Origin of the sequence: Mesorhizobium sp. B2-3-5, assembly GCF_006442395.1 — a bacterium.
Taxonomy (GTDB): Bacteria; Pseudomonadota; Alphaproteobacteria; order Rhizobiales; family Rhizobiaceae; genus Mesorhizobium.
Window position 1 is genome coordinate 12,454 of sequence record NZ_VFVX01000034.1, and the last position, 14,526, is coordinate 26,979.

The 14,526-nt window shown below is 61.6% G+C and carries 18 protein-coding genes and 1 pseudogene; 10 read left to right on the forward strand and 9 right to left on the reverse strand.

Going from position 1 to position 14,526, the window contains the following annotated elements; genetic code table 11:
• Positions 1-9 precede the first annotated feature (9 nt).
• A complete protein-coding gene (cysE, locus tag FJ958_RS26380; protein WP_140607492.1) occupies positions 10-858 on the forward strand; it encodes a serine O-acetyltransferase in 849 nt (282 codons plus the stop codon).
• A gap of 157 nt (positions 859-1,015) precedes the next feature.
• Complete coding sequence (locus tag FJ958_RS26385; protein WP_140607491.1) at positions 1,016-1,219, forward strand: DUF3126 family protein; 204 nt, start codon at positions 1,016-1,018, stop codon at positions 1,217-1,219.
• Between the two features lie 52 nt (positions 1,220-1,271).
• Here FJ958_RS26385 and FJ958_RS26390 read toward each other — a convergent pair whose 3' ends face one another.
• Positions 1,272-2,003, reverse strand: coding sequence for a hypothetical protein (locus FJ958_RS26390; protein ID WP_140747354.1), 732 nt, complete (start codon positions 2,001-2,003; stop codon positions 1,272-1,274).
• A 122-nt stretch (positions 2,004-2,125) separates the two neighbouring features.
• Here FJ958_RS26390 and FJ958_RS26395 point away from each other — a divergent pair, with 122 nt between their 5' ends.
• Together FJ958_RS26395 and FJ958_RS26400 are read left to right on the forward strand one after the other, a co-directional pair.
• On the forward strand, positions 2,126-2,467 hold the full coding sequence (locus FJ958_RS26395; RefSeq protein ID WP_140747357.1) for a hypothetical protein: 342 nt from the start codon (positions 2,126-2,128) through the stop codon (positions 2,465-2,467).
• A gap of 19 nt (positions 2,468-2,486) precedes the next feature.
• Positions 2,487-3,014 carry a gamma carbonic anhydrase family protein gene (locus FJ958_RS26400; RefSeq protein ID WP_140747360.1) on the forward strand — a complete coding sequence of 176 codons (528 nt, stop codon included), beginning with the start codon at positions 2,487-2,489 and terminating at the stop codon, positions 3,012-3,014.
• A 3-nt stretch (positions 3,015-3,017) separates the two neighbouring features.
• Here the strand turns inward: FJ958_RS26400 and FJ958_RS26405 are convergent, their stop codons facing one another.
• The 5 genes from FJ958_RS26405 to FJ958_RS26425 all read right to left on the reverse strand — a co-directional run bounded on the left by FJ958_RS26405 (position 3,018) and on the right by FJ958_RS26425 (position 7,055).
• A complete protein-coding gene (locus FJ958_RS26405; RefSeq protein ID WP_246679769.1) occupies positions 3,018-3,623 on the reverse strand; it encodes an ankyrin repeat domain-containing protein in 606 nt (201 codons plus the stop codon).
• Positions 3,624-3,671: 48 nt separating this feature from the next.
• Positions 3,672-4,424, reverse strand: coding sequence for an NYN domain-containing protein (locus tag FJ958_RS26410; protein ID WP_140747363.1), 753 nt, complete (start codon positions 4,422-4,424; stop codon positions 3,672-3,674).
• A 357-nt stretch (positions 4,425-4,781) separates the two neighbouring features.
• On the reverse strand, positions 4,782-5,390 hold the full coding sequence (locus FJ958_RS26415) for a transglutaminase-like cysteine peptidase (protein ID WP_140747366.1): 609 nt from the start codon (positions 5,388-5,390) through the stop codon (positions 4,782-4,784).
• Positions 5,391-5,685: 295 nt separating this feature from the next.
• Positions 5,686-6,303 (reverse strand): PilZ domain-containing protein, encoded by a 618-nt coding sequence (locus FJ958_RS26420; RefSeq protein WP_140747369.1) that lies wholly within the window; start codon positions 6,301-6,303, stop codon positions 5,686-5,688.
• A 119-nt stretch (positions 6,304-6,422) separates the two neighbouring features.
• On the reverse strand, positions 6,423-7,055 hold the full coding sequence (locus tag FJ958_RS26425; protein WP_140747372.1) for a PAS domain-containing protein: 633 nt from the start codon (positions 7,053-7,055) through the stop codon (positions 6,423-6,425).
• Between the two features lie 390 nt (positions 7,056-7,445).
• Between FJ958_RS26425 and FJ958_RS26430 the strand changes: the two genes are divergently transcribed.
• Positions 7,446-8,201 carry a rhomboid family intramembrane serine protease gene (locus tag FJ958_RS26430; RefSeq protein WP_140747375.1) on the forward strand — a complete coding sequence of 252 codons (756 nt, stop codon included), beginning with the start codon at positions 7,446-7,448 and terminating at the stop codon, positions 8,199-8,201.
• 87 nt (positions 8,202-8,288) lie between these two features.
• Positions 8,289-8,720 carry a CBS domain-containing protein gene (locus FJ958_RS26435; protein WP_140607483.1) on the forward strand — a complete coding sequence of 144 codons (432 nt, stop codon included), beginning with the start codon at positions 8,289-8,291 and terminating at the stop codon, positions 8,718-8,720.
• 100 nt (positions 8,721-8,820) lie between these two features.
• Here FJ958_RS26435 and FJ958_RS32230 read toward each other — a convergent pair.
• Positions 8,821-8,998: pseudogene (locus tag FJ958_RS32230) on the reverse strand (YjhX family toxin).
• A 128-nt stretch (positions 8,999-9,126) separates the two neighbouring features.
• On the opposite strand from FJ958_RS32230, the gene gatB reads away from it, so the two are divergent.
• The 3 genes from gatB to FJ958_RS26455 all read left to right on the forward strand — a co-directional run bounded on the left by gatB (position 9,127) and on the right by FJ958_RS26455 (position 11,975).
• On the forward strand, positions 9,127-10,626 hold the full coding sequence (gene gatB, locus FJ958_RS26445; protein WP_140747378.1) for an Asp-tRNA(Asn)/Glu-tRNA(Gln) amidotransferase subunit GatB: 1,500 nt from the start codon (positions 9,127-9,129) through the stop codon (positions 10,624-10,626).
• A gap of 5 nt (positions 10,627-10,631) precedes the next feature.
• Positions 10,632-11,123 (forward strand): GNAT family N-acetyltransferase, encoded by a 492-nt coding sequence (locus FJ958_RS26450; protein WP_140747381.1) that lies wholly within the window; start codon positions 10,632-10,634, stop codon positions 11,121-11,123.
• Positions 11,124-11,276: 153 nt separating this feature from the next.
• Positions 11,277-11,975 (forward strand): AIM24 family protein, encoded by a 699-nt coding sequence (locus tag FJ958_RS26455; RefSeq protein WP_140747384.1) that lies wholly within the window; start codon positions 11,277-11,279, stop codon positions 11,973-11,975.
• 148 nt (positions 11,976-12,123) lie between these two features.
• Here FJ958_RS26455 and panC read toward each other — a convergent pair whose 3' ends face one another.
• Together panC and panB are read right to left on the reverse strand one after the other, a co-directional pair.
• Entirely contained in the window at positions 12,124-12,981 is an 858-nt protein-coding gene (panC, locus tag FJ958_RS26460; RefSeq protein WP_140747387.1) for a pantoate--beta-alanine ligase, read from the reverse strand.
• Positions 12,978-13,820, reverse strand: coding sequence for a 3-methyl-2-oxobutanoate hydroxymethyltransferase (gene panB, locus FJ958_RS26465; protein ID WP_140747390.1), 843 nt, complete (start codon positions 13,818-13,820; stop codon positions 12,978-12,980). The genes panC and panB overlap by 4 nt, the downstream gene beginning before the upstream one ends.
• 226 nt (positions 13,821-14,046) lie before the next feature.
• Here panB and FJ958_RS26470 point away from each other — a divergent pair, with 226 nt between their 5' ends.
• Entirely contained in the window at positions 14,047-14,445 is a 399-nt protein-coding gene (locus FJ958_RS26470; RefSeq protein ID WP_140747393.1) for an NADH:ubiquinone oxidoreductase subunit NDUFA12, read from the forward strand.
• Positions 14,446-14,526: the final 81 nt, after the last annotated feature.

A 14,526-nucleotide genomic window follows, 5' to 3' on the forward strand; every position in this document is an offset into this window, starting at 1 on the left:
AAGACGTCGATGAACAGCATCAGCATTTCCCGCCACGGCGCATTGCAGCCGGTCGATCCAATCTGGCGCTCCATCCGTGACGAAGCCATGGAAGCGGTCAACCGCGATCCGTTGTTGGCCGCGTTCCTCTATTCGACGATCCTCAACCAGGAGAGCCTGGAGGAAGCGGTCATTCACAGGATCGCGGAGCGGCTTGCCCATCAGGATATCGGTTCCGACCTCATCCGTCAGACCTTCAAGTCGATGCTGGCCGATGACAAGGACTGGCCGACGACGGTGCGCGTCGACATCCAGGCCTATTATGACCGCGACCCGGCCTGCGACCGGTTCATCATGCCGGTGCTCTATTTCAAAGGCTTTCACGCCATCCAGACCCATCGGCTGGCGCACTGGCTGTGGAACCAGGGCCGCAAGGATTTCGCGCTCTACCTTCAAAGCCGCTCATCGTCGGTCTTCCAGACCGATATCAACCCGGCGGCGCGCATCGGCAAGGGCATCTTCATCGATCACGCCACCGGTCTTGTCGTCGGCGAGACCGCGGTCATCGAGGACGACGTGTCGATCCTGCACGGCGTGACGCTGGGCGGTACCGGCAAGGCCGGCGGGGACCGTCATCCCAAGATTCGCCGTGGCGTGCTGATCGGCGCCGGAGCCAAGATTCTCGGCAATATCGAAGTCGGCCATTGCTCCAAGATCGCCGCCGGATCGGTGGTGCTATCGCCCGTGCCGCACAACAAGACGGTCGCCGGCGTGCCGGCCCGCGTGGTCGGCGAAACCGGTTGCGATCAGCCTTCGCGCCAGATGGACCAGCTCCTGCCGTCGCAGTCGATGGACCAGGTCGTGAGCTTCGACATCTGATTTTTCCGCACCGGCGCAAACCCCCGGAGTGATCGCGATTTTTGCCCGGCGGCGCTGGCGCTTCCGGTGCAATACGGTCGGCTTGCCTTTACATCGCCATTGTCGGCGTGCCAGAAGCGCCGTTCAAACCAGCAAGCCCGATGATCGGAGAAGACTGTTGAAGCCGGACGAAATCAGAAAGCTGGACGCCTATTTCAAGCGCGTCTTCCAGAACCCCAAGCTTATGGTCAAGGCACGGCCGCGCAAGGAAGATTCGGCCGAAGTCTATGTCGGTGAGGAGTTCCTCGGCATCGTCTTCAAGGACGAGGACGACGGCGACTATAATTTCTCGATGGCGATCCTCGACATCGATCTGGGCTGAGCCAGCAATCCGAGGGCGGGCCACGCCGAGCGCGGCCTGCCCCACCGGTCCGTCAATGTCCGGTTTTCAGGATACGTCCTGCCTCGGCCGTGATCGCAGCGTCGAGCGTCTGCCAGTCACCAAGGAATTCCCTGGGAAAACGGTAGGTGAGGCTGAGATCGTCGCCGACATGGATGTCGCGCTCGCAGGGCGCCAGCGATTCGCCGGCACTCGGTCCGCTCAGGCAGCGGGCCACGAAGGGGTCCTTGCCCCCGCGCTTGCCGACCACCAGTACCTCGTTCAGATAGCCTGATTTTTCATTGAAGCCGTAGACCGTCGTGCCGCCAGGTCCCGGAATGCCGGGCATGACGATCAGCGCACTGTAGATCGGCGCGAACCGGCCGCTCATGTCGCGCGACATCATCCGCGGTTCGAAGGATAGGAAAATGATGTTCCTGTTGGTCCCGGAATGGTTGAAATCGTCGCGGGCCGCCTCGCTGTAGCCGTCCATCTGGGGATAACGCAGATAAAGGTCGAGACGTGAGGCAATACCGTTGCGGCGGGCCTGTTCGAAACGGATGAAATTGGCCGGCACGGAAATCACATTGTTGCCGATCACCACCTCGCGCACCGTCGTGTCGTCGGTGTATCCGGCCATGGCGATGGAACGGCCGAACCATTTGCCGCCAAGACTGATCGCCACCGACAGCAGCGCCAGCGCCGCGAAGGCGTAGAACACCCGCTTCATCAGCATGGAATCGACCACGGTGAGTTCAGGGCCGTCGGCGATCGCTGCCTGGTTCATCTCGGTCCTCGGATCCGGCTTGCCTGCGCCCTGGGTGTCCCTCGGCGGCACACATCGCTGGGCATGGCTCTTGCAGCCTTGGTAGAGCGACTGTGCAGTTTCGTGGTAAATGGATGGTAAAGATGGGCCAGATCGACCTTACTCTGTTCGCTTTTGTCGTCGGGCTGACGGCGTGCGGTCTGACGGGCTCGGCAATCGAACTGGTGTCCGGCCGCAAGGTCGCCTTCGCGGAGCCCTATGTGTCGCCCTCGCATGTGCTGCGCTCGCTGGCGGTCACCGCCGGCGCCGGGCCCTTCATGCTGGTGAACGATGCCCTCGATGCCCGCCGCGAGAACCGCATTTCGACAATGGCGCTCTTATCATGCGGCTGTACCGCGATTGCATGGGCCCTGGCGCTGGGCATCATCGTGCTTGCCATTGCCTCATGGACGATCCGTCTCCTAGGGTCCGGCATTCCAGCCTGAGACGATTCGGAGACCGACAATGCCGCTTTATGCGATCGATGGAACAGAACCCAGCTTCGCCGACGCAGAATCGAACTGGGTCGCGCCCGATGCGACGCTGATTGGCGATGTGCGCGTTGGCCGCAACGCCGGCTTCTGGTTCGGCGTCGTCATTCGCGGCGATAACGAACCGATCGTCATCGGCGCCGATACCAATGTGCAGGAACACACGGTCATGCACACCGACCCCGGCTTTCCGATCACGATCGGGCGGGGCTGTACGATTGGCCACCGGGCCATGTTGCATGGCTGTACGATCGGCGACAACAGCCTGATCGGCATGGGCGCCATCGTGCTGAACGGCGCCAGGATCGGCAGGAATTCGCTGGTCGGCGCCGGCGCGCTGGTCACCGAAGGCAAGGAATTTCCGGACAATTCGCTGATCGTCGGCTCGCCGGCCAAGGCGATCAGGGTGCTGGACGACGCGGCCGTCGCCAGGCTGCGCGGCTCGGCCGCGCACTACGTCGCCAACGGCAAGCGCTTCAAGGCGGGGCTGAAAAAGCTTTGAGGCCTATCGACAGGTGTCGTCGGAGCCGCGCCTGGTCATCGCCTCGCGCAGCAGCGTAGCGCCAGCATCGAAGCCGGCGTGCTCCGCTCCTTCCAGGGCTGTTGCATGGTCATCGACGCGCGTTCTGAGCGAGGGGTCGGCGCCGGCCGACAGAAGCAGGCGGATCGCATCGGCGTCGCGGACCGCCACCGCATAGTGAAGCGGCGTCCAGTCGTTCAAGCCCCGCATGTCGAGATCCGCGCCAGCATCAATCAAGATCCGGATGATTTCCAATTTGTCGGCGCGCTCCGTGGACAGCACCGCAATGATAGACGGAAATCCGCCGTGATGGCTGTAGTTCGGATTCGAACCCGCGCTCAGCAGGGTGGAAATGAAGGCGAGGGGACTCCAATAGATCGCGTATTCCAGAGGATGCCCGAGGCCGAGCTCGGACGGCATCTGTTCATCAAACCAACATCGCGAGCCGCCCAGAAGTGCGCCCAAAGTCCCGAAATCTCCGACCTTGAAGGCATCGTCGATGGCCCTGAACAGCCGATGGCGTTCGCACCGATCTTCCGGGATTTCCAGCATCGCTATGATCCGAAGCGGGATGGACAGCCGATAGTGCATTGATTGACTGTCCCTGGGAAGCCGGACAGGATCAGAACTCCGGCACACTTATCCGATTTTGTTTTTCGCTTTTTTCGGGGCAGCAGGTTGGAGGCGTATTCGCATAGCCCCGCCTTTAGGGTTTTCGATTTCGAATGCAGCGGTTTCTCTCACCAGATCGCTTAGCTTGCTGAAGCCATAGGTGCGAGGGTCGAAATCGGAAAAGAGATTTGCGAGTTGCTTACCGAAGGTGCCGAGAAGCACCCACCCATCCTCGCTATCCATCTGGCCGATGGCTTTCTTCAACATTGGGGTTGCTGCGCTTGGCGACTGAAGTGGCCTTTTTGCCGGCGCCGCGTCTTGAACGCTTGCCACGCCAGGGAGAAGGTTTTCGGTGTAAACGAAACGTCGACATGCCTGCCGGAAACTCTCCGGGGTTTTCTGTTCTCCAAAGCCGAACACATCGACGCCTTGTTCGCGGATTCGGGCGGCAAGTCTCGTGAAGTCACTGTCGGACGAAACCAGGCAGAAGCCATCAAGGTGACCGCTGTGGAGCAGGTCCATGGCATCGATCACCAGGGTAATATCAGACGCATTCTTTCCCGTCGTATAGGCGAACTGTTGTTGGGGTATGATCGCGTGCTTCGCCAGAACGTCGGCCCACCCCTTGGATCGAGCGCTTGAGAAATCGCCGTAGATGCGGCGGACACTGGCCTCGCCGATCCTCGCGATCTCTTCGAACAAGCCATCCGCAATCTTGGCGGAAGCATTGTCTGCATCGATGAGAACCGCAAGGCGTGGAGATCTGGCTTCTGTCGGCATGCGGCGCTTTCTTTGACTGACGTCCCCCAGAGTTTGGCTCTGGCCGGGCCTTCCGGCAAAACATAGCCGCCGCCGATGCGACCGTCGAGTTGACCGGAATAGCAGGAGGAAGACGGTTGTCAGCCAGATCTTTCAGCTAACAAGGTCTAAACCGGGGGAAACTTGCCATAGTAGGGTCTGGTCCAGAAATGGCGGAGCCGGCCCGGGGACGGGGCCGGCTCCTTTGACCCGGTCGTTGGGGACGGGGAGGGTGGGGACTCGACCGGGTTTCTCCTTAAGCGCGTCGCGTCAACGCGACGCGCTTGATCTCGGTTCATGCACGCCGCCGTCCCAAAGCCGCGGACTGCATCGGCATCCTTAGCGGACGCTGGCGACCGCGTCGGAGCGGCCGTCGTTGATCGTCACCCAAACGCCGGAATTCTCCGTCGATTGACGCTTGAGATAGGTGTAGTCGGTGTCCGTCCAGGACAGCACCTTGGTTTCAAGATTGTCGAGAATGAACTCACCAAGGCTGGTGCGCACGGTCAGCACGGCGTGGCCGTCGCCATTGGGCTGGCGCGCGACCGTCATCAGCAGGTCGCCGGCGGCCACGCCAACATCCATGAGTTCGCGGCGCTTTTCCAGCGCGTAATCCTCGCAATCGCCATAGCCATTATCCGGATAGGCCCAGTACTCCTCGACACCGTAGTTTTCCATGTCGGTGCGCGGCTTGATGCGGGTGTTGACTGAATTGTTGATATCGACGATCGTCGCCCAGAGTTTGCGGGTCAGCTCGACCGGCGCTCCCTTTGGCGTCTTTTCGTTGCATTCGCCAGGGATGCGCTGGCAGAATTCATAATGGCCAACGGGCTGTGTGGTGCGGCCGCCGGTGTGCATATAGGCCGGTCCCGCGGCATATGCTGATCCCCAAGCGGAAAGCTGTATCGCCATTGCCATCAGCAACAGCTTGCCCCTCGTTCTTTTCATTTCTAGTCTCCCCGTTCGAAGGAGACATTGCCACAGGCGGATTTATTTGACGCAAAGGTGCGAAGTAGATTTTAAGTAAAACGCCTGTAGAATAAACATAAAATTTGAATCATTTGAGTATTGATTTGTTTGGATCCCGTCCGGCCCTTTAGATATGAGGCTTGCGCCATGCGCCACAGATGACGGGCTTGGGCTGTCCGAGCGGTTCTGGCGCTTGCGAGAAATTCAATGGCGTCGCCACAACAAAAAACCGGCCGCGAAGGCCGGTTTGATTGAGGCGTGCTGTCCGATCCGGTCAGGCGCGCGGCGTATTGAACTCGGAATCAAGCGTCTCGGGGCGCTGGATCACGGCGAACTCGATGGCGACGCCATCTTCGAAATGACGAACGACCTGGCCACGCATGGTGCCCAGCATGACCTGGACGCCGATCGCCGGCTTGACGTCGATCTCGATCGCGGCGCCGGACAAAGACAGGTCGATGATCCGGCACTGGTATTGACGGCCATCGGTGAGCTGCAGCACGCTGGTCGGGTTGCGCGGCGCCACGCGCTCGTGGCGGCGGTCTTCTGGCAGGTCAAGCTCGTGCTTGTTGGCAAGCCAGGTCAATTGCGCGGCAAGCTTGTCCTTCTTGCGGTCGGACGCAATGACGGTCATCGCGAAGCCGTCCTGCAGCGTACGGGTGACGACGCCCTCGATGCGGCCGATATGGTCGATATAGGCGATGACCTTTTCGCCGGGCATGCCGACGCGGTCGGTGCGAAGCGCAACGTTGCCGGGCGACATGTCGACGACCTGGCAAGGATGCTCGGTTCGGTCTTCCAGCATGAATCGCCCGTATATCTTGACCCGGACGCGCTGAAAGTTACGCCTTTCAGCTTGGGACGGCGCATAGTCGACCGCCGCTGACCTCATGACTGCCTACACCCCGGTTGGCATTCCCGCGCGTGGATGCGAGGAACTTCAGCAGAGAAGTACAACAAAGCGGGTTAACAAAGGGGAAAAGCGGGCTGGCGGGACGGTAGGATCGTCAACTATTCCTCGCGCCCGCCATCGAAGACGACGAGATGGCGAATGCGGCGCGCGCGGCCGAGTGCCGAGATCGTTTCGGGCGCCTCGATGTCGTCGGGAACGAGCGAGGGAACGCTGATCGCCGGACGGTTGTTCAGGAGCTCCTTCTCCGGGTCGATGACGCGGATAGAATCGATCAGTGCGTCCGTGATCGGGTCGGCGCCCAGCCAGAATGGCTTCTCAGCAGCGCTGACCACGCCGAGGCAGCGCGGGTTTTCGACGCCGCCGTCAAGCGGCAAGGCAAGCAATTCGAACTTGTTGGAACGGTCGTTGCGGCTGAAGCCCTCGAACATGATCAGCACGGCGGATTTCTGTTCGAAAACCCCATGAATCAGCCGCGAGACCAGCCGCTGATCCTTCTCGCGCCACAATGACGGGAAGGAGAACCCCTTGAGTTCGCGGCCATAGCAGGCGCAGAGCCTGGTGCCGGCGAGGCGGAATACGGCTTGCCCGCGGGTGTCCCTTTCCAGGATGAACGTATCGGCCAACAGCGACTTGATATCGGCCGGCTCGACTTCCGATCGCTTCGGAGCAGGGCGCCCGTCACGCAGTCGGTTCCAATAATGGAACAGCGTGATCGATCCGTTTTGGTTCATGGTATGCTGCTCCGCGCATTCTGTCGTCTGATGTCCCATCGGTGAACAGAAGGGCGCCCTCCGATGACCTACATGCGTTGCGGAGCAGGAAGCGTGCCAGCGTCGTTAACACTTGTTCACGGGTCGGGGCCGTTAAGGTTAACAAGTGGTTTACGTTGCGCTTGAGCGAGCCCTGTGGCACACCAAAACCACTCCAAAAGCGGTCGTTTCGCGACGATCGGCAGCACTTCAGTCAAGAGTTTCAGGGGAGCAGGGGACTCGACCAGCCGTTCAAGGGAAACCTTGGACGGCTCTTTTTTGATTCGCACCGGGACGATTCGCCGTTTGCGGTTCCATTGGCGGTGATCTAGATGCTCGCCAAGATCGAACCAGCACCGAGTGCGATTGCAGATGAGCGAACCGGTAAATCCTTCCGAGACCGAACAGGTCGAGAGCGCGCCTCCGCCGGCGCGCGAGCCGGTATTCAACCTGCCGCCGATCGTGCTGGCGGTGATCGGCATTTGCGCGGTCGTCTATCTGCTGCAGCAGTACGTGCTCAGCGATGCGCAGCAAATGACGCTGCTGTACGACGGGGCCTTCATCCCTGTCCTTTACACCGGGCAATACGGCTTCGACTGGTTCCTGTTCACCCGCCCCTTCACCTATGCCTTCATGCATGGCGGCTTTGCCCATATCGCCATCAACATGGTCTGGCTCGCCGCCTTTGGCTCGCCACTGGCCAATCGCCTTGGCGGGTTCCGGTTCGCCCTGTTCTTCGCTGTCACCGGCCTGGCTTCCGTGGCGCTGTTCTGGGCCATGCACCCCTATGGCGAGGCGCCGCTGGTGGGTGCATCAGGCGCCATATCGGGCATGATGGGTGCGGCGGCGCGTTTCGGCTTCCGCACCGACCGTTCGGCCGGCAAGGCGGCCTTCGCCGGTCCCGTGCTGCCGATCGCGGTTGTTTTGCGCTCGCGCGGCGTCGTGATCTTCCTCGCCATGTGGATGATCATCAATCTCGCCACTGGCCTGCTTGGCTTTGCCCCCGGGGTAGACGGCCAGATCGCCTGGGAGGCCCACATTGGCGGTTTTGTCGCCGGCTTCTTCGGCCTGCGCTGGTTCGACCGCCGATGGCAGGCGCTCGAGTGGGAAGCCCCCGACCACACTTGAAATGCAACCGATCACGGCGCACGATGTTCACTCTCAAGTGAAAGCCGGCCAGGGCAGGAACCGGTTGGCAAAGTAGAGGAGGACGCCATGACGGTTAAGGCCATTCTCGAGCAAAAAGGCCATGACGTGTTGACGCTCGGGCCAAACGAAAAACTCAGCGAAGCCATCCGCATCCTTACAGAACACAAGATCGGCGCACTGGTTATCACCAATGGCGATCGAAAGATCGTCGGCATTCTCTCCGAGCGTGACATCGTGCGGGTGATCGCCAAGGAAGGAGCCGCCGCGCTCGACATTGCGGTGCGCTCGGCCATGACGCCGAAGGTGAAGATCTGCAATGAGAACCACACCGTCAACGAGGTGATGGAGATCATGACCAGGGGCCGCTTCCGCCATCTGCCCGTGGAGAAGGACGGCCTGCTGGATGGCATCATATCCATCGGCGACGTGGTCAAGCGTCGCATCGAGGATGTCGAGCGCGAGGCCGAGGAAATACGCGCCTACATCGCCACCGCCTGAGCGGCGAAAGAAACCGCCGGTCGGAGGGCTGACCGGCGGAACCGATGGTCTACGCTTGTCGAGTTCGGAGCGGACGAGTTCCAGCCCGCGCCTTGATGCGCTAGGGAGTGCCGTCCGACGACGGAACCGCCTTGTTGCGTTTCAGCTTCCGAAACAGGTCGAGATCGACGCCGGCATAATGCCAGCCGTCGCGGGTCAGGCATTTGACGGAGGTGATCCGTTTTCTCCTGGTTCTTTTCGAATTCGATGCGTCCGCCCTGTGCGAGCAGGTGGAGGATGCGCTGTCCAACAGCGCCGAGGGTTTGCGCTTGTCTCTTTTGGCGGTTTGCACTAGCGAAGCGGGTACGATTTGTACCTGCTGAATGTGCAGCGCATTCGGCATTCATCCGAAATTTGACGGCAGGCTATGAGCATCATCGATACCCGCACACCCGACGCAAAACGCCTGATATCAGGCGCCACCGGCGACTGGGAGATCATCATCGGCCTCGAGGTGCACGCGCAGGTCATTTCGGAGGCAAAACTTTTCTCTGGCGCTTCGACCGCTTTCGGTGCGGCACCCAATGCCAATGTCAGCCTGGTCGATGCGGCGATGCCGGGCATGCTGCCCGTGATCAACGAGGAATGCGTCAACCAGGCGATCCGCACCGGCCTCGGCCTGAAGGCGCAGATCAACCACAAGTCGGTCTTCGACCGGAAGAACTATTTTTACCCCGACCTGCCGCAGGGCTACCAGATCTCGCAGTTCAAGCAGCCGATCGTGGGCGAGGGCACGGTGATCGTCTCTGTCGGCCCTGACCGCCAGGGCGAATTCGAGGATATAGAGGTCGGCATCGAGCGGCTGCATCTGGAACAGGATGCCGGCAAGTCGATGCACGACCAGCACCCGACCATGTCCTATGTCGACCTCAATCGCTCCGGCGTCGCGCTGATGGAGATCGTGTCGAAGCCCGACATGCGCTCAGGCGACGAAGCCAAGGCCTATGTGACGAAGTTGCGCACCATCATGCGCTATCTCGGCACCTGCGACGGCAACATGGACGAAGGCTCGCTTCGTGCCGACGTCAACGTCTCGGTACGCCGGCCAGGGGGTGCCTTCGGCACGCGCTGCGAGATCAAGAACATGAACTCGATCCGCTTCATCGGCCAGGCCATCGATTATGAGGCGCGCCGCCAGATCGCCATTCTGGAGGACGGCGGCAAGATCGAGCAGGAGACACGGCTGTTCGACGCCGTCAAAGGCGAGACCCGCTCGATGCGCTCCAAGGAAGAGGCGCACGACTACCGCTATTTCCCCGATCCCGATCTTCTGCCGCTGGAGTTCGACCAGGCCTATGTCGATGCGCTGGCCAGGGAACTGCCGGAACTGCCCGACGACAAGAAGGCGCGGTTGGTCTCCTCGCTCGGCCTGTCGACCTATGATGCCTCGATCCTGGTGTCGGAGAAGTCGATCGCCGACTATTTCGAGAAGGTGGCTGCCGGCCGCGACGGCAAGTTAGCCGCCAACTGGGTTATCAACGATCTGCTCGGACAATTGAACAAGGCCGGCAAGGACATTGAAAGCGCTCCGGTTTCGCCAGATCAGCTTGGTGCCGTCATCGACCTGATCAAGGATGGCACGATTTCCGGCAAGATCGCCAAGGACCTGTTCGAGATCGTCTGGAACGAGGGCGGCGATCCGCGCCAACTGGTCGAAAGCCGTGGCATGAAGCAGGTCACCGACACCGGCGCCATCGAGAAGGCGGTCGACGAGGTGATCGCGGCCAATCCGGACAAGGTCGAACAGGCGCGCGCCAAGCCGACCATGGCCGGCTGGTTCGTCGGTCAGGTGATGAAGGCAACCGGCGGCAAGGCCAACCCGCAGGCGGTCAACGACCTCGTCAAGGCCAAGCTCGGCATAGAGTAGCCGCCATGTTCGTGCGCACCGCCGGAGAGCGCGACCTCGGTGCCATCCGCGCGCTGCTGGTCGAAACCTGGCATGCGACCTACGATGCGATCTACGGTTCAGAACGGGTTACCGAGATCACCGGTAAATGGCATTCCATCGAGGTGCTAAGGTCCCGGCTGGCAAAGCCCAATGCGGAGTTCCTCGTTGCTGACGATGGCAAGCGCATCGGCGGCATGGCTTTTGCCGAAAGTACGGACGGCGGCAAATTGGTAACCCTGAAGCAGCTTTACGTGCTGCCAAGCCTGCAGGGGCGCGGCATCGGCGGGATGCTGCTGGACGAGATTATCGAGAGCTTCCCTGAAGCCAGCGCCGTCAGCCTCGAGGTCGAGGAGCAGAACGCGCGAGCGATCGCCTTCTATGAAGCCAATGGCTTTGTGCGCTCAGCGCAGGCCGGTGAGCAGGGCGGTTCGTCCGGAAAGCCGACGCTTGTCTACCGCAGGGCTCTTGCCGTTTGATTTCATTTGTTTGCCCGCGGCCGGATCACCTTCGCGAGAGCGGTGCGCCCGAGACCCTGTTTTCGTTTGACGGCCCAAGCATCCGGCACCAAAGCTGACCCAACTGACCATGCGGAAGCCGGAATAAACCGGCCCTGGCCAGCGGGGGGAATCATGCCAAGCTTGCCGGAACTGATGCCGACACAGGTGTCGGACGAAACCTTTGGCGGCGTCACCTATCACATAGCGGGCGAACTTGTGCCCGTGCTTTCGGTCGATGTGACGCGCATGCCGGTCTATTTCGAGCACCACATCCTGTTGTGGAAGAACTCCAGCATCACCATCGGCCTGAAATCGCTTAAGGGCGCACTGAAGCGCATGATGGCCGGCATGCAGATTTTCGTCACCGAAGCGTCGGGGCCGGGCATCATCGCCTTCAGCCGCGACGGGCCAGGTCACATCGTGCCGATCCATCTCAGGCGCGGCGAGGAAATCCAGGTGCGCGAACATCAGTTTCTCGCCGCCACCGGCAACATCGACTATACATTCGAGCGTGTACGAGGCCTGGCGACGATGTTGTTCGGCCAGAGCGGCTTCTTCATCGACCGGTTTCGCGGCGATACCGGCGACGGCATCGTCTGGCTGCACGGTTACGGCAACGTCTTTGAAAAGACGCTCGCACCGGGCGAGACCATCGACATCGAGCCGGGCGGCTGGCTGTTCAAGGATGCCTCGGTCAGGATGGAAACCAAGATGGACCGCCTGTCGAGCGGCTTCTTCGGCGCCAACATGAACTTCATCGTCAATCGCTTCACCGGCCCGGGCCGCGTCGGCATCCAGTCGATGTACCTGCATATGCCGACCGAGGAATAGATCGAGGGGAGCAGGGTAGGGATAGGGAAGGGAAAGGGAAAGGCCGAGGTCAGCGTGAGCGCAACGCGGCGGCGACAGTTCGCGTATCGGCAAATTCGGGGTTCATTTTGCGCATGCCGATTCGCGAACCGGATCGAGAGGCTGAAATTCACACTCGGGCGGCGGGAACTGCCACATTGTCGATCAGCCTGGTTTTTCCCAACCAGGCGGCGGCGAGAACGCGGCCCGCGCGGTCGTGCCGCCATGGCGCGAGTGTAAGGCTTTCGCGGGCCTCGACATAGTCGACCTTCCGGAAACCGGTGGCGATCAAGGCGTGGATGGCTTCGGCGATCGCGTCTTCCTTACCGGCACCTGTCGCCAGCGCCGCTGCGGCCTTGCGTAGGATCACGTTGAACTCCCGGGCGGTCTGGAGTTCGTCCTCGCCGAGATAGGCATTGCGTGACGACATGGCGAGGCCATGCGTGTCGCGTATGGTCGGCGCGCCGATGATCTCGACAGGCAGGTCAAGGTCGCGGCAGAGCTGCCTGACGACGCAGAGCTGCTGGTAATCCTTTTCGCCAAAGACCGCATAGTCGGGCGTTGCCTGCAGGAAGAGTTTGGCCACCACGGTGGCGACGCCCTCGAAAAAGGTGGGGCGAAAGTCTGATTCGAGCCCGGCGGATGGGCCGCCGACCGAGATCCTGGTGGCAAAACCGGCGGGATACATCGCGTCAACCGTCGGTGTGAAGGCAAGATCGGCCTTGACCATAGCCAGCAGGTCCAGATCGCGGGCGAGCTGGCGCGGGTATTTGTCGAGATCCTCGCTCGGCGCGAACTGCGCCGGGTTGACGAAGATCGACACCACGCAACGCTCGGCTTTTTCCCTTGCGATCCGGATCAAGGAGAGATGTCCGTCATGCAACGCGCCCATGGTTGGCACCATGGCGACGCGCAGGCCATCGCGCCGCCAGTCGCGGACCCGCGCGCGAAGCGCGGCGACGCTGTCGACGACGTCAGGCCGGTTCATGCCTCATCTCCGCCGTTCGTGCTCGAAAAGATGTGGGAGGGGCCGGGGAATGTCCGGCTTCGCACCTCCGATGCGTAGCGCTGCGCGGCTTGCGCGATCACGCTACGCAGATCGGCGTATTCCTTGACGAATTTCGGCACGCGGTCGACCGTCAGCCCGACCATGTCGTCGATCACCAGGATCTGGCCGTCGCAGTCGCTGCTGGCGCCGATGCCGATGGTCGGTATGGCGATGCGGCGTGTGATATCGGCGGCGACGGCCTCGATCGTGCCTTCGATGACCACGGAGAACGCTCCGGCCTTTTCGACCGCGAGCGCGTCGGCGATCAGTGCCGCGACATTCTCATCCGTGCGGCCCTTGATCTTGTAGCCGCCATCCTTTTCCACCGATTGCGGCAGCAGGCCGATATGACCCATCACGGGAATGCCGGCGGCGACGATCGCCGCGATCTGCCCGGCCATGCCGACGCCACCTTCGAGCTTCACCGCCTGGCAGCCGGTCTCGCCAACGATGCGCCGCGCCGAGACGACCGCCCGCGCCGGCGAATCCTCATAGGTCCCGGCCGGCATGTCGACAACCACGCAAGCCCTGGCAGAGCCCCGCATCACGGCTTGACCGTGCGCGATCATCATCTCGAGCGAGGCGCCCAGTGTCGTCTCATGGCCATGCAGAACCATGGCGACGCTGTCACCGACCAGAAGCAGGTCGACGTGGGGGTCGAGCAGGCGAGCGACGGGGTAGGTATAGGCTGTGAGGCAGACCAAGGGTGTGCCGCCCTTGCGGCGACGAATCAGCTCCGCGCCGATGCGAACGTCGGTGGTCGGCAATTGCGTGGCCAATCGTCACCTCCTTCGGCCGGTGGCCGGATGAATACCCGCATGGCGCTGAGCTTTAGAAAGAGCGGAAAGGCTTGGCAAGCGGGCATCCTGCCGCTTGCATGGATCACAGGCTCGTGTCGGGCCTCTGGCGCGCCATTTGCGCACTCCCGGCGGCAAAACCCTTGCCTTCGCGAAGGCCTGACGCCATAAGCAGGAAATAGGCGCCGCCAGCGCGAAGGGTTCCGAAATGAAGACTTTCCTGACGCAGTTTTTCACCTGGTGGAACAGCCAGACGCTGGGGACGCGCCTGCACACCTGGCGATTTGGCAAGAAAGTCGGCCAGGACGAGGTCGGCAATGTCTATTACGAGGGCGGCATCGATTCGGAAGGCCGCACGCGCCGCTGGGTCATCTACCGCAACTATTCGGAAGCCTCGGCGATCCCGCCCGGCTGGCACGGCTGGATCCATCACCGGGTCGATACGGCACCCCCGAGCGACAATTATAAGCCGCGCGACTGGCAGAAGCCGCATGAGCCCAATCTGACCGGTACGCCGGCGGCCTATCGCCCGAAGGGCTCGGTGCTGACCAACCAACATCGCCCGCAGGTCACGGGCGACTACGACGCCTGGACGCCCGGGTCGTAACGGCCCCGGCTTGTGACGGCGCAAAGATTCAGGCCGGTCCTTTATCGCCACAATTGGTGTTTAGCTGCTTGCTGATCAGAA